Source organism: Streptomyces sp. NPDC048142 (assembly GCF_043202835.1).
Lineage (GTDB): Bacteria > Actinomycetota > Actinomycetes > Streptomycetales > Streptomycetaceae > Streptomyces.
On the sequence record NZ_JBIDBC010000001.1, the window covers coordinates 286,754 to 306,365 of the forward strand.

Annotated in this window: 25 protein-coding genes; all 25 read left to right on the forward strand. The window is 67.2% G+C overall.

Features of this window, described 5'->3' with window-relative positions:
• Positions 1–72: 72 nt before the first annotated feature.
• The 25 genes from ACGF2Y_RS01470 to ACGF2Y_RS01590 all read left to right on the forward strand — a co-directional run bounded on the left by ACGF2Y_RS01470 (position 73) and on the right by ACGF2Y_RS01590 (position 19,560).
• Positions 73–2,871: a UvrD-helicase domain-containing protein gene (locus ACGF2Y_RS01470; RefSeq protein WP_392942146.1), complete on the forward strand. Its 2,799-nt coding sequence runs from the start codon at positions 73–75 to the stop codon at positions 2,869–2,871.
• Between the two features lie 92 nt (positions 2,872–2,963).
• Positions 2,964–3,104, forward strand: coding sequence for a hypothetical protein (locus ACGF2Y_RS01475; RefSeq protein WP_392942149.1), 141 nt, complete (start codon positions 2,964–2,966; stop codon positions 3,102–3,104).
• A 158-nt stretch (positions 3,105–3,262) separates the two neighbouring features.
• Positions 3,263–4,348 (forward strand): RNA ligase, encoded by a 1,086-nt coding sequence (locus tag ACGF2Y_RS01480; RefSeq protein WP_392942152.1) that lies wholly within the window; start codon positions 3,263–3,265, stop codon positions 4,346–4,348.
• Positions 4,348–5,256 carry an AAA family ATPase gene (locus ACGF2Y_RS01485; RefSeq protein ID WP_392942155.1) on the forward strand — a complete coding sequence of 303 codons (909 nt, stop codon included), beginning with the start codon at positions 4,348–4,350 and terminating at the stop codon, positions 5,254–5,256. Before ACGF2Y_RS01480 ends, ACGF2Y_RS01485 begins: the two co-directional genes overlap by 1 nt.
• Positions 5,257–5,587: 331 nt before the next feature.
• Positions 5,588–5,776, forward strand: a complete 189-nt coding sequence (locus tag ACGF2Y_RS01490; protein ID WP_392942158.1) for a hypothetical protein — start codon at positions 5,588–5,590, stop codon at positions 5,774–5,776.
• A gap of 38 nt (positions 5,777–5,814) precedes the next feature.
• Positions 5,815–5,964, forward strand: coding sequence for a hypothetical protein (locus ACGF2Y_RS01495; protein ID WP_392942161.1), 150 nt, complete (start codon positions 5,815–5,817; stop codon positions 5,962–5,964).
• A 15-nt stretch (positions 5,965–5,979) separates the two neighbouring features.
• On the forward strand, positions 5,980–6,291 hold the full coding sequence (locus ACGF2Y_RS01500) for a hypothetical protein (RefSeq protein WP_392942164.1): 312 nt from the start codon (positions 5,980–5,982) through the stop codon (positions 6,289–6,291).
• Positions 6,292–6,343: 52 nt separating this feature from the next.
• On the forward strand, positions 6,344–7,426 hold the full coding sequence (locus tag ACGF2Y_RS01505) for an AAA family ATPase (protein WP_392942167.1): 1,083 nt from the start codon (positions 6,344–6,346) through the stop codon (positions 7,424–7,426).
• A 99-nt stretch (positions 7,427–7,525) separates the two neighbouring features.
• The gene (locus ACGF2Y_RS01510; protein WP_392942170.1) at positions 7,526–7,696 is read left to right on the forward strand and encodes a hypothetical protein; all 171 of its coding nucleotides are present in this window, start codon (positions 7,526–7,528) and stop codon (positions 7,694–7,696) included.
• Between the two features lie 5 nt (positions 7,697–7,701).
• On the forward strand, positions 7,702–8,064 hold the full coding sequence (locus ACGF2Y_RS01515; RefSeq protein WP_392942173.1) for an HNH endonuclease: 363 nt from the start codon (positions 7,702–7,704) through the stop codon (positions 8,062–8,064).
• A gap of 369 nt (positions 8,065–8,433) precedes the next feature.
• The gene (locus ACGF2Y_RS01520) at positions 8,434–9,369 is read left to right on the forward strand and encodes a hypothetical protein (RefSeq protein WP_392942176.1); all 936 of its coding nucleotides are present in this window, start codon (positions 8,434–8,436) and stop codon (positions 9,367–9,369) included.
• Positions 9,336–10,151: a hypothetical protein gene (locus ACGF2Y_RS01525; protein WP_392942179.1), complete on the forward strand. Its 816-nt coding sequence runs from the start codon at positions 9,336–9,338 to the stop codon at positions 10,149–10,151. The genes ACGF2Y_RS01520 and ACGF2Y_RS01525 overlap by 34 nt, the downstream gene beginning before the upstream one ends.
• Before the next feature lie 23 nt (positions 10,152–10,174).
• Positions 10,175–10,462 carry a hypothetical protein gene (locus ACGF2Y_RS01530; protein ID WP_392942182.1) on the forward strand — a complete coding sequence of 96 codons (288 nt, stop codon included), beginning with the start codon at positions 10,175–10,177 and terminating at the stop codon, positions 10,460–10,462.
• Between the two features lie 120 nt (positions 10,463–10,582).
• Positions 10,583–11,461 (forward strand): hypothetical protein, encoded by an 879-nt coding sequence (locus ACGF2Y_RS01535; RefSeq protein ID WP_392942184.1) that lies wholly within the window; start codon positions 10,583–10,585, stop codon positions 11,459–11,461.
• Positions 11,458–12,168 carry a hypothetical protein gene (locus tag ACGF2Y_RS01540; RefSeq protein WP_392942187.1) on the forward strand — a complete coding sequence of 237 codons (711 nt, stop codon included), beginning with the start codon at positions 11,458–11,460 and terminating at the stop codon, positions 12,166–12,168. The genes ACGF2Y_RS01535 and ACGF2Y_RS01540 overlap by 4 nt, the downstream gene beginning before the upstream one ends.
• Positions 12,161–12,469, forward strand: coding sequence for a hypothetical protein (locus tag ACGF2Y_RS01545; protein WP_334538755.1), 309 nt, complete (start codon positions 12,161–12,163; stop codon positions 12,467–12,469). Before ACGF2Y_RS01540 ends, ACGF2Y_RS01545 begins: the two co-directional genes overlap by 8 nt.
• Positions 12,470–12,649: 180 nt before the next feature.
• The gene (locus ACGF2Y_RS01550; RefSeq protein ID WP_334538756.1) at positions 12,650–13,477 is read left to right on the forward strand and encodes a hypothetical protein; all 828 of its coding nucleotides are present in this window, start codon (positions 12,650–12,652) and stop codon (positions 13,475–13,477) included.
• A gap of 384 nt (positions 13,478–13,861) precedes the next feature.
• Positions 13,862–14,494 (forward strand): hypothetical protein, encoded by a 633-nt coding sequence (locus ACGF2Y_RS01555; RefSeq protein ID WP_392942190.1) that lies wholly within the window; start codon positions 13,862–13,864, stop codon positions 14,492–14,494.
• A 192-nt stretch (positions 14,495–14,686) separates the two neighbouring features.
• On the forward strand, positions 14,687–15,448 hold the full coding sequence (locus tag ACGF2Y_RS01560) for a hypothetical protein (protein WP_146064927.1): 762 nt from the start codon (positions 14,687–14,689) through the stop codon (positions 15,446–15,448).
• A gap of 147 nt (positions 15,449–15,595) precedes the next feature.
• Positions 15,596–17,671 (forward strand): hypothetical protein, encoded by a 2,076-nt coding sequence (locus ACGF2Y_RS01565; RefSeq protein WP_334538759.1) that lies wholly within the window; start codon positions 15,596–15,598, stop codon positions 17,669–17,671.
• Positions 17,672–17,965: 294 nt separating this feature from the next.
• A complete protein-coding gene (locus ACGF2Y_RS01570) occupies positions 17,966–18,373 on the forward strand; it encodes a hypothetical protein (RefSeq protein ID WP_334538760.1) in 408 nt (135 codons plus the stop codon).
• Complete coding sequence (locus ACGF2Y_RS01575; RefSeq protein ID WP_266697326.1) at positions 18,366–18,878, forward strand: hypothetical protein; 513 nt, start codon at positions 18,366–18,368, stop codon at positions 18,876–18,878. The genes ACGF2Y_RS01570 and ACGF2Y_RS01575 overlap by 8 nt, the downstream gene beginning before the upstream one ends.
• Before the next feature lie 165 nt (positions 18,879–19,043).
• Positions 19,044–19,295, forward strand: a complete 252-nt coding sequence (locus ACGF2Y_RS01580; RefSeq protein WP_146064929.1) for a hypothetical protein — start codon at positions 19,044–19,046, stop codon at positions 19,293–19,295.
• A 23-nt stretch (positions 19,296–19,318) separates the two neighbouring features.
• The gene (locus tag ACGF2Y_RS01585) at positions 19,319–19,441 is read left to right on the forward strand and encodes a hypothetical protein (protein WP_258039813.1); all 123 of its coding nucleotides are present in this window, start codon (positions 19,319–19,321) and stop codon (positions 19,439–19,441) included.
• Positions 19,438–19,560, forward strand: coding sequence for a hypothetical protein (locus ACGF2Y_RS01590; protein ID WP_258039814.1), 123 nt, complete (start codon positions 19,438–19,440; stop codon positions 19,558–19,560). The genes ACGF2Y_RS01585 and ACGF2Y_RS01590 overlap by 4 nt, the downstream gene beginning before the upstream one ends.
• The last annotated feature ends 52 nt before the right edge of the window (positions 19,561–19,612 follow it).

Genomic DNA, 19,612 nt, shown 5'->3' on the forward strand with positions numbered 1-19,612 from the left:
CGGAATTGCTGCGCGTTGTGATTTGCGCTCTCTCTCAATCCGCCTCTCGATCCACCGAAGAAAGGCAACGACGTGCCTGTCCTGCTTGATGACCTCGACCTCTCGGCCAATGCCGTTGCTCAGAAGGCCGTCGACCCGAAGTTCTTCTCCTCGAAGCTCACCGGCAACGGCAAGAAGATCGGCCTGCTCAACGAGTCCCTGCTGCCGATCAACACTGCCACCAACACCGCCTACGCCATGGCCACCGATATCGAGGTCAAGCAGAGCTCGACGCAGCACGACATCACCACGACATCGATCCCGCTCGCACCGATCACGCGCCGCTCTCTGAATGCAGGCGGGTCCTTCACCCTGCCGAGCCCGCACGTCGACTACCGCTTTACTCTCGACACCTCGTCCAGCCGATTCGACGACTGGGACGTCGCCTTCGACATGACCCCGCAGGCGCTCGTGTTCTACGAGGACAAGTCCGGCGGCAAGTCCACGCGCGACCTCGTCGTCCAGTACCGGATGGAGCTGTACTTCTTCAAGAAGGGCCTCCCCGAGCCCGAGTGCGTGACCGCAGTCTCGCGCTCGGTCGGCTACTGCAACCACGACGCCGCCGTCTTCCTGCAGTGGGACACCAGCCCGCTGGAGAACGCTCGCGACTACGTCCAGGACGGGCTCACATCCGCCGGCCTGACTGCCTCCAACCTCGACGATGAGTTCGAGGAGTGGATGCGCCAGTACTCGATCTACGAGCGCATCACGCGCCTGGCCCAGATCTGGGACTCTGAGACGATCGCCGACGAGGTCTGCCGCTACATCCAGGACATGCCCGTGGGGCCGACGGAGCAGCAGCTGAACATGCTTGCCATCCAGCTGCGCTACCTGGAGAACTACAACGTCCCGCTGGAGGCATACCGCCAGATCCACAAGCAGATCGATGCGACCTTCTCCGACCGGATCGCCACGACGCTGTCGAAGCAGAACCTCAGCCTGTTGATGAACCACACGCTCGACCACCTGGAGCAGATGAAGGCTCAGCTGGTCGTACCCGCGCAGCCAGCCACGCCTCCGGCACTGCCGGCCCACCTGTCCAAGCAGCAGCTCGACGCGCTCACCACGCACGAGCCGCTGGTGATGACGCAAGCGGGAGCCGGAACCGGCAAGTCGACCGTGATCCTCGAGCGCATCAAGTACCTCGAAGCCTGTGGGGTCCCCGCCTCGGACATCACGGTGCTGTCCTTCACCAACGCCGCGGCCGACAACATCACGGAGAAGAACCCGGACGTCGGCTCGATGACGATCGCCAAGATGATCATTGACATCTACTCGATGAACCACCCGCGGCACAAAGTCTCGGCCATCGACACGATCATCAACTCGATCGACATCTTCTACCCGAACAGCCAGTTCGCGGCGACGTTCCGCCACCGCCTGCTGGAGGTCGACCAGAACAGGACCGGTGCCTTCACGGCCCTGAACACCTTCGTCGAGAGCCACTTCGAAGAGGTGATCGACCTGCTCGACCGCATCGAGCAGACGTCGCTGGAGCTGCAGATCATCATCTGCTACCAGAAGATCGACGACATGGCCGAGCCGGCCCACGTGCAGTCGAAGTACCTCATCATCGACGAGGTCCAGGACAACAGCGTGTTCGAGTTCATCTACGTGCTGAAGTACATCACCAAGCACGCTCAGTCCCTGTTCATCGTCGGCGATGCCTCGCAGACGCTGTACGAGTTCCGCTCGGCGAACCCGCGCGCGCTCAACACGCTGGAGGGCTCGGGGGTCTTCGCGACCTTCAAGCTCACGACGAACTACCGGAGCAACCAGGAGATTCTGGACTTCGCGAACGTTGTGCTCGGCGGGCTGGAGACCAACCAGTTCGCCAACATCCAGCTGCAGGCGAACTCGCTCGCAATGCCTACGGCAGACTCGTTCCAGGTGAAGGTCACCCTGGAGTACCGCGAGGTAGCCAGACTCACTGGGTTCGTCACCCAGGACCTGCAGGCGATCGTGCGCAACACGGTCATCCCCGACTACGTGGACAAGTGCCTGGACCGGGGCGAGCAGGTGGCCTTCCTGGCCTACTCGCGCCGCGAGGTGTCCTTGATCCAGGATGTGCTCGAAAAGCGCTACCCGGGCCGCCGCATCGCCTCTCTGGTAAGCGACCGCGTCTACGCCACGGACATCTTCTCGAAGTACATCAAGTTCTTCTGGAACGACGTCCTGCAGGCACCGCCGGCCAACGCCGCGTTCGTGGTCTCCCAGGGGATCAAGGACAACATGGACAAGCTGACGAAAAACGCTGCCAACGTCAACGTTGAGAAGGCGATCCTGCGTACGATCTCCGAGTGGTGGATCGAGAACAGCGCGACCATCAACGGTTGGGTCACGCTCTGCCACCAGGGCGCGCTCACGAACAAGGCGTTCTTCGATCGGCTGCGCGACAACCTACTCTCCTGCGAGATCCAGCGTAACCAGCAGAAGCTGAACATCAACAAGCAGAAGAACCAGGAGCGCAAGCGGAAGAACCTCGAGTCCAAGGCCGACCTGATCGTGTCGACGATCCACGGTGCCAAGGGTCTCGAATTCGACAACGCGGTCGTCCTCTACAAGGAGGACACGAAGATGACCCAAGACACCAAGCGGATGTTCTACGTCGCCTTCACCCGTGCCATGAACAGCCAGTACGTACTCGGCTACGGCACCGTGAAGAACCCTCCAATCCAGAGCAGTTACGAGCAGATCGTGACGGCCCTGACCGAGCGCGACAAGAGGAACGCCGCTCGCGCCCTCGGCATCGATCCAGACCTCCTGGACGGCAACCACAGCGCTGCTCCCGGCAGCGCCGACGACCGCTCCGCGGTCACCGCGGCCGTCTGACCAACCGCCGCCACCACTCCATGCCGCAGGGGCGAGTGTCTCGCTCGTCGAGAACACCCGCCCCTGCGGTCTTCCACACTTCACACCCCTGAATGACGCAGCCCGAAGGAGCACGCCATGCCCGCGCTTGGTACACAGGCGACTCCGACGAGCTCGACCCCGGCCCGCTGGCCACCTACGACCTGATCATCTGCCACCAGGACCGGATCATGTTCCACGACCACTACGAGTAGCCCGAGCAGCGGCTGCGCTGGCTGCGATAGCCGTTCGGCACGACGGCCGGAAGCCCCCGTGCCCGACAGATGGCGGCGCTGCAGCCCCGAGAAATCCGCAGGCGCCAAGCTCCGACGCAGTGCATGATCGGTCATTCCGCCCCATCTCAGGAGAGGCAATGCATTTCCACATAGGCGACCTGCTCGACCCCGCTCTTCTCGCGCACAGTCTCGACGCCGGCTACGTCCGCGAGCAGACCCACCCCACCCTGCCACTGCGTATCTTCAACTACGCGGAGAAGGCCGTGTTCGAGCGCGAGTGGAACGAGGTCACCCGGCAGTGCCGCGGGCTGGTCATCGACCGCCAGGGACGGATCCTCGCCCGGCCGTACGCGAAGTTCTTCAACTACTCCGAGTACCCCGAGGGCACCTTCAGCCTGGACGACAAGGTCGTGGTGACCGACAAGCTGGACGGCTCGCTCGGCATCCTCTACCCGCTGCCCGACGGCGGCTATGCGATCGCGACCCGGGGCTCGTTCGCCTCCGACCAGGCTCTGCACGCCACGAAGATCTGGCAGGAGCGCTACGCCGACACCGCGTCGATCAAGCCCGGCGTCACCTACCTCTTCGAGATCATCTTCCCGGAGAACCGGATCGTCTGCGACTACGGCACCTTGGACGACCTGGTGCTGCTCGGCGGCGTCGATGTGGCCACCGGCACCCCGCTGCCCGCCGACGAGCTGCCGTGGGACGGCCCCCGCGCCGACACCTTCGAGTTCAACACGCTCGCCGACGCCCTGGCCGCTGCACCGCGCCCCGGCGCCGAGGGCTTCGTGCTGCGCGTCCCCGGCCGTGACCACACCATGATCAAGATCAAGCAGGACGACTACGTGGCACTGCACCGGATCATCACCGGGCTCAACGCCCGTGCGGTCTGGGAGCGGCTCGGCGCGGGTGACACCGTGGCCGAGATCTGCGAGGCGCTGCCCGACGAGTTCCACGACTGGGTCAAGGACGTCGCGGCAGACCTGACCGCACAGCGCGACGCGATCCTCGCCGATGCCCGCTCCGAGCACCAGCGCATCCTCGACGGCCTGCCGGAGGGATGGACGCGCAAGGACTACGCCCTGCCCGCCAGCCGCTCGTCGATGCGCGCCTGGCTGTTCATGCTCCTGGACGACCGCGACCCGTCGGCCCGGATCTTCCACACCCTGCGGCCCGAGGCCGACGTCCGGCCCGTCAACACCACCGAGGACAACTCCTGATGCCCACACTGCACTTCACCCGCGGCCTACCCGCCAGCGGCAAGACCACGTGGGCGCGCACCTGGACCGCCGAGAACCGTGCGGGCCGGGTGCGCGTCAACCGGGACGACCTGCGCGCCATGCTCGACTCCAGCGAGCACATCAAGGGCGTCACCGAGAAGCGTGTGATGGCAGTCCGCGACGCGACGATCCTCAAGCTGCTCCGGCAGGGCTACGACGTGGTCTGCGACGACACCAACCTGCCGCAGCGCGTTGCCCGGGACCTGACCCGCCTCGCTGACCGCGCTGGCGCCGAGCTCCAGGTGCACGACTTCACCCACGTGCCGCTGGAGACGTGCCTGGAGCGCGACGCGGCGCGTGAGGCGTCCGTCGGCGAGGACACCATCCGCAGCCTGCACCAGCGCTTCCTGGCGGGGAAGCCGTCGCCGCTTCCCCTGCCGGAGGAAACCCGCGCGGCCGCTCCGGTGGGACTGCAGTACGAGCCGAAGCCCGACAGCGCCAAGGCAGTCCTGGTGGACATCGACGGGACCGTCGCCCTGATGGACGGCCGCAGCCCCTTCGACGAAGCACGGGTGCACCAGGACCTCCCCAACGCCCCGGTGATCAGCGTCGTACGGGCCCTGCACGCGGCAGGCCAGCGCATCGTGTTCCTCTCTGGCCGCACCGACAGCTGCCGGACCGCCACCGAGGCATGGCTGAACGAGCACGTCGGCGTCCCGTACGACGGCCTCTTCATGCGGCCCACCGGCGACTCCCGCAAGGACTCGATCGTGAAGGTCGAGCTCTTCGACGCCCACGTACGCGACGCCTACAACGTCACCTGCGTACTCGACGACCGCACTCAGGTCGTCCAGGCGTGGCGGGCCATTGGGCTGACAGTCCTTCAGGTCGCCGACGGCGACTTCTGACGCCACCGCTGTCGCCGAGAACCCCGGTTTTGGCCGGGGTTTCGTCGTCCCGTGCCCCTCCCCGTCGCCCCACCCCAGCCGACTCCAACCCCCAGAAGACCCCCATACCTCGCCCCGGCCCCGCCAAGGGTCATCTAACCAACCAGGTCGGCCTCAGGGCCGCCCCAAAGGGTGCTGCAGAGTGCCCGGGAATCGATGCGATGGATCACCCCGAAAACAACGAGGAACGGTGCGAGCACTGCGGCTGCTCCGACAACGAGTTCACTCCCGACTGTAACTGTCCCAACCACGTAGCGTGTCCCGCCGGGTGCGGCACTCCCTAGGCGACCCAATGATCTCCACGCACTCCGACGGCGCACGTCCTGCGTGGGAGCGGTATGCCGCCGCCCACAAGCATGTCTCGATCCCCGATCCGATCACCGATCTGCTCCACCTGGCCGAGCACCTGCCTGATGAACACCGTGACGCCGACGCGCTGCTGGACCGCGCCCGCCGTAACTACGAAGACGAGCGCCGCTGACCGGGTTTTGCCGTTCTTCGTGCCTCTTAGGCCGGTGCATGTGCGTCGGCATCCTCACGGCCACCAGGGCCGCCCGGATCCGCGATCTCCACCACGCCTACATCGCACAGCGGCAGAGTAACCTCCAGGAGCTCTGCGCCACCCTGGACGAGGTCGTCAACGCCCTCACCAAGCTCTGCCGCGAGTGAGGCGTCCAGCTCTATGTGAGCGCCACCGCGAAGAAGAGCGCGGCCCCCAAGACGCTTTACTCGGTTATCACCGAGTACGGACCCGGCCAGACGGTCGCCGAGCGCTTCCCCGACCGCATGGCGCGTACAGCCAGCCGCATCGAGCGCGCCGAGCACTTCTTCACCTCGCCAGGCCACATCCCCAAGATCGTGCTCGCCGACGAGCAGCGCTTGGTCGCGCTTGTCGCAACACTCCTGATGCCAGCGACCGTCACCCTCACCAAGTCCATGCTCAACGAGGACGAGGGCGTCTACCGCCCGGACAGCAGTGTGTTTTCGATCCGCTGAGTGCCGCTGCGCCGCCACCACCCGCATACCCCTGCGAAAGCGAGAAATCTCCATGCCCGCATCCACGATCGTCGCCTCCGGTGGGGAGTTCCGCCTCTACGGGGACTCCGTGCAGACTTTCGCCGATCTGCCCGTGGCCACCTACACGATCTCCTTCTCCCAGATGGCCGGCTACAGCCTGCGCCAGACGGAGCCGCTGGCATCCGCAGAAGAGACCGTCTACGGCAACCACGCCTCCCGTGTACAGCGGATAGTGACCGGCTACTCCGCCATGGACCGCTCGCTCGGCGTCATCCTCTCCGGCGACAAGGGCATGGGCAAGAGCCTCATGCTCCGCCTGCTTGCCGAGCGGATGCGCGAGGAGCACCACCTGCCCACCGTGCTCGTGCAGCACAACACGCCGGGGCTGGCCGCCTTCCTCGACGAGCTGGGCGAAGTCGTCGTCGTCTTCGACGAGTTCGAGAAGATCTTCTCCAACGAGGACGACGAGTCGCAGAACCAGTTCTTGAGCCTGTTCGACGGGCTGAGCACGACGAAGCGCCTCTACGTCCTGTCGGTCAATGAGCTGCACCGTGTCAACGACTACATGCTCAACCGCCCCGGCCGCTTCCACTACCACATGCGCTTCGCCTACCCCGAGCCCGACACGGTCGCCACCTACCTGCGCGACCAGGTGCTCGGAGTGGCCGAGAAGCAGGTGGCCGAGATCGTCGACTTCTCCCGGAAGTACGACATCAACTTCGACCACCTGCGGGCGATCGCCTTCGAGCTGCGCCTGGGCGAGTCGTTCGCTGAGGTGATCGGTGACCTGAACATCAAGCGCAGCGAGCACGCCAGCTCGCGGATCGAGGCGCACATCACCTGGAAGAACGGCGAAACCGACGTCTTCGACGGTCGTGTCGATCTGTTCAACAGCGACAGCCTGCAGACCATCAACGACTGGGACACCGGCACCGGGCTGCAGTTCCGCATGCGCGACGCCGTCCCGTCCGAGGACGGCCACCTGCTCCCGGATGGTGTCTTCACGCTCACCGACCTCCGTGACGAGGACGACAGGTCGCCCGACGACGAGAAGGACCTGCGTGCCGCTGCGGTGACCCTGCGCCGTCCCCCGAAGTACTCCATCGACTTCTGAGGACGCCCCCATCCGATCCGCCGAAGAGCCACTCCGGTCTCCTCCTCGGCGGTTCGCTGTCCGGCTCACGCGTTCCTGTACAGAAAGCAGCCTTCGACCATGCCCAAGTACCGCATCGTCTCCGAGCCCGAACCCGGCGCAGAGCATCGTGAGCCTCGAAGGGCCAGCCTTTGCCTCGGCAAGGCCCGTCTCGTCATGGTTATCGACTCCGAGGACCTGTTCTGGGCGACCAGGTGTGAGCTGATCGCCTTCGGCAACGGCCTGCGCTGAGTGCCATGCAGCCAGATTCGACTGTGCTGCTCGCCTGCTTGGCCGTCGCTGCGCTCGGCATCCTGTGCCTCGCCATCGGCGTTGGCCGTAAGCGGCGCTGGCGGGATCCCACCCGGCTTTTCACCTGGTCCCAGAAGCAGCAGCTCATCCGCCAGGCCAATGGCCGGTGCGAGCACAAGCCACCCCTTTGGTTCCGGTGCCTGGCACCGGGGACCGAGGCCGATCACATACACCCCTGGAGCCGTGGCGGGCCGACTGAACTGTGGAACGGCCAGTCGCTCTGCGGCGAGCACAACCGGCGGAAGTCCAACCGCGTGCCGAGCCCCCTCTACCGCTGGCGTCTCGCGCGCCGGCGCAAGAGGTACTGACCACCCCGACACGCATCAGCAGCAAACTCATGGCCTGAATCATCTGCCTGAGTTGAGGCGCGAAGCGCGACACCGCCGCTCGCTACACCTCCCCGGAGAACCAGGAACGCGACAACTGGGAGTGGTCCGAAGGACATCTGTCCGGCAAGTGCCAGGCCAAGCCCTCCAAGGTGAGCACTGAGTTTCTGCCCGAGCAGTGCCGACCGACCCCGTTCGACTGCATGTTAGGCACCGATCACTCAGGTGTCTGTAGCCCCTTCACTCACCGGCCCAGCCCGCCCAGGAACCTTGCCGACCACGCCGCTCTCCTCGCGATGAGCAAGGGCGATCGTCAGAGCTGGAGCTGAGCCACCCCTCAGGGAGAACCCCGTGATTGCTGCACGCTTCAACCCGCTGGACATCGAGTGCCTCGTGAAGACCGCTGTGGAGCTGTGGGAGGACGTCGACCCCAGCGATCTTTCTGCGCACCAGCAGGACACCCTCAACCGAGCACGCGAGCTGCGGCTCGCCGAACATGCTGGCCAGGAGCCTTTCCACCCCGAAGTAGTGACCTTCATCGGCCCGCGTCCGGCAGGGCAGGCGTGGGTGCTACGCCGCTGGGATCGCCACGAGAACGAGATGACGCTTCATGTGGACAAGAACTCCGCGCTGGCCGGTCTCGCCGGGTACGTACGCGGAGTCTGGGACAACCTCCTAAGCAAGGAAGGCATCCCCGACCAGCCACCCACGGACGACCGCGCGGCTGTCCGGCTCTACTACGGCCCCGAGCGCAATAGCCGCCCGGACGAGGGATACAACCTCTACGCCGAGGACATCGCCAGGCGCGGGCGGACCCGCATCGTGCCGTTCGACTACCACTTCCCCAATGAGGGTGCGAGCGAGCAGGCGAACCGGGACGCCACCTTCCACCCGCAGACCGACGACAACGACCTCCCTTGCGTCGAGGTCGACGGCGTCCTGGTGTTTGCCTACCTCGACCACGAGGCCGGTGCCGTCCGGGTCTCCGTGCACCTCGACTCCGCGGAAGACCGGCTGGTCCGTCCTGACGGCACTGTGCCGCTGCGCGTGGAGGTCGAAGACGACGTGGTGCTGGATGACAGTGCAGAGGGCACCGCCAAGCGGGATCTGCTGACCAGGCTGCTCGACGCAGCCGATGACCACCAGGATCAGGCAATCCGGGAAGCGGCGTTCGCGGCCGGCGTTCTCTGGCGCTGCCCGACCTGTCAGTGGGACAACCCCGGAGAGACCGCGTGCTGTGAAGGTCCCGGCCCATGCCGCGTCGCGAAGCCGAAGAAGACCAGCTGACAACGCAGCCCTGGGCTGGCTGTCGGTCGGCCCAGGGTACGAACCTGAAGGGGCAGATCATCATGGGCGCGAGCATGCTCATCGCCACCATCGCATTTCCGGCCGAAAGCGCCGAACCGCCGAACTTCGACCGCGGCCGTCAGCTGCTCGAGAAGATCGAAGACCCCTCGCTCTTCACCTTCGACGAGCATGAGGCTGAACTGGAAGAGCTGCTGCCGGACCTGGACAGCGAGTCCGGCCTCGTCGACGAAGACGGTGAAGTGCTCATCGAGTACGCCCGGCGTGCCGGTCTCGTGGTTATCAACAAACTCGAAGAGGCCCTCGACTCCCGGGAGACGACGTTCCTCACGGTCGCCAACTACAGGCTCTACATCTCCGGCGGGCCCTCTAACGGCGGCAGTCCCACGAACGCGACCCAAGCGATCTGGGACGCCTACAAGCTGCCCGAGAGCGTGCTCGTCGGCATGGGTTTCATCCCGGACTACGAACTGCCGCTCTCCCGGGCGAACAGCCGCGGAGCCAGCACGCCCCTCACTGACACCGACGTGGTCGACGCGATCGCGCTCGGCCTTGGCACCTCGCCGGACTGGTCCGGTGCCACCCTCGCATGGATCGCCGACACCATCGGCAAGGTACGCAACCACCCCGGAGGCCGCGATCCCCGCGAGTACCGCGAGGAGTTTGATGAGGAACACACCATCGATCCGCTCGACGACAGCTTCCTCGCCACATACGTCAACGAAGGGACCGGCGAGGTGGGCGAAGAGGAGAACGAGGACTGACCACGACCGGCACGACCCATGACGTGCAGCACCTGGTCAACCAGCTCAAGTACCACCTTGAACAGTCCGGATGCGAGACCACCCCGGCCGCTGGCGGATCGGTTCACAGCGACACCGTAAACGTCTGGCTCCTACACGGGTCGTATCCCGTTAAGGCCGTCACGCTCACCAACACCGAGAAGTTCCAGGACTTCGCCTGGGGCCATAGGTACGAGCGCGAGATGCCGCTGGACGCGCCTGCGAAGGAAGTGGCCGACACCGCCCTCGAGACGCTCCAGGTCCAGGAGAAGCGGAGTGTGCTCGTCAGCTGAGCCCCGTACGACATGCAGGGGTCTCCGTCCGACGGAGACCCCTGCATCGTCACGCCGTCGTGCTCGCCGCCATATCCACAACATCCCCCCGCGCCTCAGAGAAAGCGCAGCACACCCGCCATGACCAAACCGACAAACCCCTACGCCCAGGCCTACTCGGACTTTCTGAGTGAGACCGCCGAGCACCAACTCGTAGTTCTTCACGACGAGGGTCTCTACCGCCATCTGCGAATCCAGAAGCCCGGCACGCGCACGTGGTCCTGGGACATCACCACCTGGCCGGGGCACCTGGCCACGTCCGGCGACATCGCCGACGGCTACATGTTCACCCGCGAACTGGACATGATCGACTTCCTTAGCGTCTCCAGGAGGTGCCGCGACTACTACTCCGACGGCGCGCCGAGCATCGACGTGCGCTACTGGGCCGAGAAGCTCTGTGGCGGCCGCGCGCACGAGGTGAAGAAGTACGACCCGGATGTGTTCCTGCGGCACGTCAAGGACGATCTCGGCGAACGCGAGGGCCTCGGCGACGAGGCGCAGCACTTCCGTGAACGGCAGCTCGCGCTCCTGCTCAGGTTGCACGAACTGCGCGGCCTGGACGAAGCGACAATGCAGGAGCGCCTCCGGGCGCACTGGAGGAAGGAACTCAGCGACGTCGAGCTCTGGGCAGCCGGCAACCTCTCGGACGAGCAGTTCGAGAAGCTCGACTCCGAGTTCGACTGGTCCGAACTCGCCGATGGGCCTGTCTCCGAGCAGTCGCCTGCCGAGCGTGCTGCCGAGATCCTCGCCGAGGCCCGGATGCACGCCGACGACGAGCACGAGGCGCGCGAGTGGCTGCATGAGAACTCCGAGATCTTCGGCGAGGACACCTGGGAGTGGGACCTGCGCGGCTACGACATCCACTTCCTCTTCACCTGCTACTGCATCGACCTTGCTGTGCGGTTCTACCGCGAGCACCAGGCCCAGCAGGTTGAGACGCCCGAGGCGGTGCCGGCATGACCTCCCGTCCGGTTCAGACCCCAGCGATCGACACGGCGAGCGGCGATGAGGTCCACCCCGCCTTCGGCGTCGCGGTCGTGACACGGAGGAGCGGCGGAGGTCGTTCGCTGTTCCAGTCCGACCTGCTCCACAACGAGACGATCTCGCTCTCGGTCCACCAGGCCACGCGCAAACGCGACCTCAACCACGACTGGGTTCATCCAGGCCGAGAGCTCGTGGAGATCGAGATGAGCCTCGCGCAGTGGGGCTCGCTCGTGTCCTCCATGGGGCTCGGCAGCGGCGTGCCGGTGACCATCCGGTGTACCGAGCACGACGCCTTCGTGCCCGAGATCCCTCATCAGCCCCGCACCGCCGAGAGCCTGCGGGAGGTCCGCGAGGTCACCGACCGGATGTACGCCCGTGTCAAGGCCGCCACGGCGGCACTGCACGAGGCGATCCACGAGAAGAAGGGCGTGAGAGCCACCAAGGAGGCACTCAACGCACTGGAGAACGCCGTCGCCGGTGCGGGCAGCAACGCCCAGTTCACCGTCGACTCACTCGTGGAGGCCGGCGAGCAGGTCGTCGCCCAGGCCCGCGCCGACATCGAGGCCCACGTCCTGGAGGTTGTCCGGCTGACGGGTGCCGAGCCCTCCATCGAAAGCTCGTCATTCGATGCCCCGGCGCTGCCGGGGCCCACTACCAGCCGAGAGGAGCCCACCGATGCCTGAACTCACCGTGCCCGACGAGCTGTTCGACGCCGATTCCGTCGCCTCCGACGAGCACAGGCTGGCCGACCGCTTCGACTGGATCATCCAGGACGGCCAGATCGTCCACGCTCCCGTCGTCGGCTGGACCTGGGCGTGCCCCAAGTGCGGCGAGTCCGGAACCCTGCCGGAGGCCCCTGTTGCTCTTTTCCACAGTGCCTCCCCGCACGGGAAACAGCACGCAACTGGCCCGTTCGACACCCTCGTGCCGCTCCTGGTCTCCGTCGTGCGCGAGTTCCCTGGCTCTGCTCCGGGAGCCGACTGAAGCACCAGCCTCGATACGGAGGGACGTTCGACCTCGAGGAGATCGACGGCGGCGAACGCTGGCGCTGCAAACATGCGGGGCGCATGGCGAGACGTGGAAGCCCATGCCCGGCCTCTATGACTACCCGCACGCCATCGGCACCGCCGCCCACCGCCACCCCACCTGCGAAAGGACCAGCGCGTGACCGATCAGCCGACCGCAGACACGATCACTCCGGAGGAACTCGTCGACCTGCGGCGCGAACTCGCTGGTCTGCACATCACGATGGGCCTGCGCACCTGCCTGACACCGGGCTGCCTGAAGCAGTACGACCACTTCGCCACGCTCACCGGCGGCCAGCCGGCCCGCCCCGAGTGGTCAGGGGAGGGATGGCGGCAGGTAACCCGCGGGCCCGCCACGGGCAGCATCTGCCCCGAGCACCTCGATGCCGTCACCGCGCACCTGCCCCGCACCGTGGACCTGTCCAACGGACGGTGGATGGTGGCCTGCGCATGCGAGTGGATGTCCCGCCCGCAGACGTACGGCGGTCTCCTGCGCCCCCTGTGGGAGGAACATCTCCTGCTCGCCACGGGCCAGCTCGAGGCCCCTGTCTCGCTCGCTGAGAAGCTCGGCCGGCTCCCGCTGGAGGAGCACACCGAGGACAGCCTGCGCGAGCTGTACGAGGCCGTCGAAGACACCGAGCACGACCGTGCGGAGACCTACGACGCCGCGCAGGCCATGTTCAAGGCCTGGGACTGGCACCGGCAGACCCTCGGCGGCGTATCCAGCGCCATCGCCGCGGTCCGCAACATGATGCGGACGTCGGCCGACTTCCTGGATCACCGCGACTGGACAGTCGACCGGATCGACGCCTACCTGTGGGCGATCCTCATCGGTTGGGACGACCGCACCCTCCAGGAGGTCGCGGTCAGGCACCGGTGGGACGAGCACAGCATCAAGTACGTACGGCGGATGCACGGCTACCTCGCACCGATCACCGACCCGCAGCCGAAGGAAGACCAGCGATGACCTCCCAGCTTCCCGAGACCACGCCGCTGGTCTGGTACCGCTCGCGCTGCCGCAAGTCCTAGAAGGTGCAGGACCCCGCCTGCCGCTGTAAGACTCCTGTGCCGAGTCTGCGCCCCACCCAGGTCACCGTTGCACGCTCCGAAGCGGCGCCCCCTGCACGCGCTCAGCGACGAAGAGGCCAGGACCCGCGCGCTCCCCCGCAAGAGCCCCAAGGTCCGCGTCACCTTTCGGAGCCGAAGTCGTCGACGCCTGGCAGTGGTCCAGCGCAGGCAACCGCAGCCTGGGCTTCACCGTTCGCACCTCGGACGGCCGCAGTTTCACCATCAACCCTCAACTGCTCGGTCTCTCCATCGAACGCATCAATGACAGCGTGGAGGAGCCGTGATGGATGAACAGAGGAGGCAGGAATTGCAGGACAGCCTGCCGGACGACCCGGTCAACGCCGAGCGGCTCCCGGAGTCCCTCCAGCAGAAGGCAGACCGGATCGCCTCTGCCACCGGCCATCCTACCGAGGATGACATCACCCTGCCGTCCCAACTGGAGCGCCTGGCCGACCAGCTGGCCCGCCAGTACGACTACCGGCCCCTGGCCGAGCTCGAGCAGGAAGACCCCGAACGCGCCCAGGAACACTGGGACGCGGCCGCGCACCTGGCGCCGTGGATCCAGGGGTGCTCCCGCGAGGAACGCCGTGCCGCCTTTGGCCGCGGCTTCGACAAGGGCAAGGAACGCCAGAAGCTGCGCACTGCCGGCGACGTACGGCGTCTCAAGGACGAGGTAGCCGAACTACGGCAGGACCGTGACCCGGACGGGCTGCGGGCTCGTATCCGGGACCTGGAGTACGCGCTGGAAGGCTGGGACCGCTTCATGACCGGCCGGGTCCTTCCGCGGCCGGACGTGCCAGCGGACTGGAAGATGCAGGCCGCCGAGTACCTGGCCAAGTTGACCGCGGTACAGCGGGAACTTGCCGTGCTGAAGGGCGTGCAGCCATCCAACGCCAACCGGAGCAGCTCGTCGTGACCGAAGGCACCTTGTACGCGCGGCTGGACGGGTTACAGGCGGCCTTGTCCCGGCCCACACCGGCCCCGCTGGACGGCCAGAGGTCATCGACCTGACCCACCCCGCCGTAAACGGCCAGACCCTGGCCCCCGCACTCGCCCCGTGGGTGGGCCCGGCCTGCCCGCGGGGTCACTACCCGAACGGATACAGACCATGTCCTCACCCGATAAAACCCCCACCCCCGGCGGCACTCCGGAGGTCCCGGGTCCTGGGCCGCTGCTCGTCGGTGCGCAGGTCGAGGCGTACGCCCTCGTGGTCCGCCGCCAGACCTGCGATGACCTTGCGGGGGAGCTCCGCGATGATGGCCAGGTTCTGGCCGCAGATCTCGTGGACGAGAACCGCGACTTCACCGAGATATCCCGCTCCCTGGCCGCCATCCCCGCCGCACCGAAGACGGAACACGGTGCCCACTGCCGCCCCTTCGACTGCCGGTGCGGCTGCGACCGGGCCCAGAACTGTCTCGACTGCCACCGCTGCGTGTGCTGGCGCGCGCAGTGCTGCGCCCAGGTTGCCACCGACTACGCCCGCGCACGGGCCCGCAAGACCGCCCTGCGGGCACTCCTGGACGCCGTGGGCCCGGTGATGCTGACCGAGCTGCGGGAGACCGTCGCCGAGGCCGAGGAAGCCGCCCTGCGCGACACGATCGCCCGCCGGGTCCGCTTGCTCACGCCGACCGACGGCCCCCGCTACACGCATGCCGTCTTCGCGGCCTCTGACTCCAAGCTGGGCATGGGCCATGCCGACTACCGCCTCCACGACGTGGAGCTGCACGAAGACGAGAACAAGCACGAGGACGAGGGCGGGCTTGCGACCGTCGACCTGGACGACGATGTCCTGTCCGCCGCGCTCGGCACTCTCGCCGGGCTGCTGCGCCCCGACGAAGGCGCGGACCTCGCCGTCGACCTCACCGACTGACCCCGTACACCGAAACGGCGGGGCGCGCGTGGCCTAGGGGGTCGCCCGAGGGCGCCTCGCCGCAGCGCTTCTGGCCCGCGCGCCACAGGAACCATGCGCGCCGCCCTGCACCCCTTTGCTTTCACTACCCACCAGGAGAACCGCGTCATGTCCGCGATCACCACCGCCCCAGCCCAGGTCGGCAATGGCAAGGCCGTGCACTACGTCCGCAAGGACACGTTCCACTCCCACACCATCGGCTGCGGTCGACTGGTGTCCCGGGAGCTGACCGCCCAGGAGGCCGCCGACCGCAAGGCGTGCGGCCCCTGCAAGCGCGCCGTGGAGGTCCTGGCTACCGAGCCGCCGGCCGAGACCGAGGCCCCCGCCGCCGGCGCCGCCGAGCAGACCCCGGCAGCCCCAGCGGAGGACGACCAGGCCGCCAAGGTCGCCGACATCGAGCGGCGCGTGCGCCCCCTGGATGCCGACACCGTCACGACCGCAACCATGTTCGACCCGGAGTTGACCTACTACACGGACGGCACCCGGGTGGTCATGCGCGCCAAGGACACCGAGCGCACCGGCACCACGTTCGGCGTGGCGGACGGCGCCGCCCCCTACGCCTACCAGGCCGTGCGCTGGGACGACGGCGGCGCCGACCTGGTCGCCCCCCACGTCCTTCACCGCGCCGACCAGGACGACCAGGCGCGCCGTCAGGAGCTGGTGACCGAGGTCGCTGCCCGGACGCTCGTCCTGGCCAGCCTCGCCACCGCCCACGCCTTCCAGCCGGTCGACCTGCCGGACGGCGAGCGTATCGCCTGGACGTTCCGCACCGGCCACGGCGCCCGCGCCCACTACCACTGGGTGTCCGTCCGCAACATCATCAGCCAGGGCGACGGCAGCGAGTACCGGTGGCAGGCTGACCAGGCCGCCCTCCTCGCCCGCCGCACCGGCCTGGACGACGCCCCCATGGCTGAGCACATCGCCGTGGTGACCGCCGAGCCCACCGAGGTTCTGGAGTGCATGGCCGCCGCCCTGGACCCGGACACAGTGCGCCTGGAGTCGGACGGCGCCGCCCGCTGGGCCGTCGTCCGCGGCGGCACCTTCCTGGGCACCGTCCACGATGAGGGCGCCCGCATGCGCCGCGGCCGCTACGCCGCCTGGGCCCCCTACGCTGAGCGCCGCGACGGCAAGGTCGGGTTCCACCACGACCTGGACGCCGCCAAGGACGCCGTGGCCCAGGCGTGGCCCGTGGAGGTCGCCGAAATCGCCGGCGAACTGGGCGTGCCGGTCACCCAGGTGATGGAGGTCGCCGAGCAGGTCGACCAGGATTGGAAGGTCCAGGGACGCCGCGCCGTCCTGCGTGCCGAGGCGTACACGGGCACGGACGGCCGGGTGACCCAGGCCGCCGCCGTCGAGGTGCGCAGCCGCCTGGCCGTGCCGTTCCACGGCCCGGCCGAGTACGACGGCCCGACCGGCTTGTGCGGCTACGACGACCACACCGCGCCCCTGCTGCCCTCCGGCAAGCTCGCCCAGCACGACCGCCAGCAGGGCGTCATGTGGGTGTGGCCGGGGAGCTGCCGCCCCGCACGCGGCAGCCGCGAGGAGCTGACCATGCGCGACACCACGGCCGTCTTCTACCACCCGCCGCGCCCCCGCGGCCTGGCCTGCCACGCCAAGGACGGCGACCTGGTAGTGGTCGACGGCCAGGCGATGGAGGTCAAGGGTCTCCAGGTGGACAAGACCACCAACGCTCACGTGTGGCTGGTCCTGGACGGCATCAGCGCCGGGCCGCTCCGCTTCACGCTCGAAGACCGGCTGGAGTTCCGCCGGCGCGTGCGCCGCGTGGACGTGCCGTGCCGGGAGTGCTGCGTGTACGTGGTCATAGAGGTGGACGAGGTGGTCGACGGCGTGCCCAACACCCGCCTGTGCGGCCTGTGCGGCCTGTGCGACCGCCCGCAGCCGGACGAGCTGACCGAGGACCAGGCCCGCGCCCGCGTGGAACGCACGTACCCGCACGCCGAGGCATTCCAGGCCGAGCGTACCGAGCGCGGTCGGCTGACCGGCTACACGTTCCGGGCCGGCCGCCTGCACTCCGCCCGGTACGGCTGGATCACCGCGGCCGGGACGTACGCCCAGGGCCTGGAGGACTACCGGTCGCAGGCTGCCGCCATGCTGCCCATGGCCGTCCGCGACGAGCAGGCCGCCCGCCCCTCTACCCCCGGCCGGGACTGCCGACCTGGATGACGAGGTTCTGTCCGCGGCGCTCGGTACTCTCGCGCTGCTGCGCCCCGACGAGGGCGCTGACCTCACCGTCGACCTCACCGACGAGGGGAACTTCTGAAGTCGCGACCGTCCATCCATCAGGGCCCGTGCCCCGGCTCCGCACCGTGCGGGACTGGGGCACGGGTCTCTTCTTTCCCCTAACCGCTCCGTCTCTCAGAGGCGGAGCGATCGACCATTCGATGTCCTTATCGACTCGGCGAACAAAGTCGTATGCGAGTCGATGACAAGCTATTCCTGACTGATTAGGCTGAAGCTATGACTCACAACAGCAACGCTCACGACAACGGCACTCCCGACGCCGAGCTCCCGAAGTTCTCCGTCAATGTCGTCCCGACCGACCAGCTCAGGCGCGAGGACCTCGCCACGATGCTGAACCTCTATCGCCGCGGCGAGATCACGCCGCTGATCTTCGGGGACGGCAACAAGCCCGAGGCCGCGATCATCCCCTTCGCCGCGTTCGTGCGCCTCATGAAGTACGACCACGCGGCCCACGTCCACGCTGAGGCTGCTTTCCAGGCCGAGCTCTCCCGTCGCACCCAGGAGGCCGACGCTTCCGGCGAGGCGAGCATGACCATCGAAGAGCTCGCCGAGAGCCTTGGCCCGCTCGGTCAGCAGTGGGCGGATGGGCATCGTGCTGCCCAGCAGGAGAAGCGTGATGAGTGAGCGCCGGTCTCCCGTCCGCCTTCTGCCGACGACCGGTCTCAAGCAGGACCTCCAGACGCTCCACGACGCCGCGGTGATGCACCCTCATGGACCGGAGGACCGGCTCCTGCGCGTGGCTCTCAACCAGCTGGGCCGGATCCAGCAGGGCGCGCCGAGCACGCACCCGCTGGAGTACATGCCCAGTTATCCCGACCTCTCTGATTGCGAGACCACGTACGTCGGCGCGGATCCGAATGCGAAGCCCTCGCACCGGATCGTCTGGCGGGAGCGCGCGCCCCAGCGCCCGGGCGAGCCCGTCACCCGCGAGATCATCGCCCTGGGTGAACGCGCGAACGGGCAGGCCTACTACATGGCCGGCCAGCGCCTCGGTCGCCCCGTGGGCTTCACTCTCGCCGAGCTGGCTGCGCAGCGCGAGCCGATCGCGAGTCCCTCACGACCCCGACAGCGCTCGATCAGCAGCTTCGGCACGCCATCCGCGGATGAGCCTGACCTCCAGTTCGAGTGACCTGTAATTCGCGATTCTTCTGACCATTGATGGTTTCTCATAGAATGGAGGTAATGGCTATTTGATAAGAGCGAGATGGTGGCGATGTACGACTACGAGCCAGTGACCCAGGCGGCAGCTCTGGATGCTGAACCCCAGTCCAGCACAACCGCGGGACGCCGCCGGTTGATCAGTCCTCGTTGCGCCCTCTTCGTACGGCGCGGCATCGGACTGGCGATCGCCCTCGGCATGGCCTATGGCATCTTCCACGTCATCTTCCGCACTGAGCTGTTCGCCCCCGTACTGGCCTACGTCGGACCCGTCAGGGACTTCATCGGCTGGGTGGTCGAGGACCCGGGGCGGGCCTGGATCGCGCTGGCGGCCCTCGTCATCCCGCACATCGGGCTGTACTACCTGCTCTTCGAGGACCGGAAGTAGTGCGGGGCGTCATGTGCAGGACCATGTTCAAGAGTGCTCGTGCCATCATCGCTCTCGGTCTGATCGGCGGCGTCAGTCTGGCGGTCATCGGCGGATGGGTCACCGGCTTCTTCGCCTCGATCGCGAGCACCGTCGCCGGCCTGTGAACGACTTCATGGGCTGGATCAACTCGCCGCTGGGGTGGGAGCACCTCCTCGCCGGGGCTGGCGTGCTCATCGTCCTGGTCATCGTGCTCGTGCTGATCTTTGCCATCGCCGACGGCTGAGCGTCGCAACTGGGCTCGTCCCGCCATAAAGAGAACCCCCGTGATGCCTGTG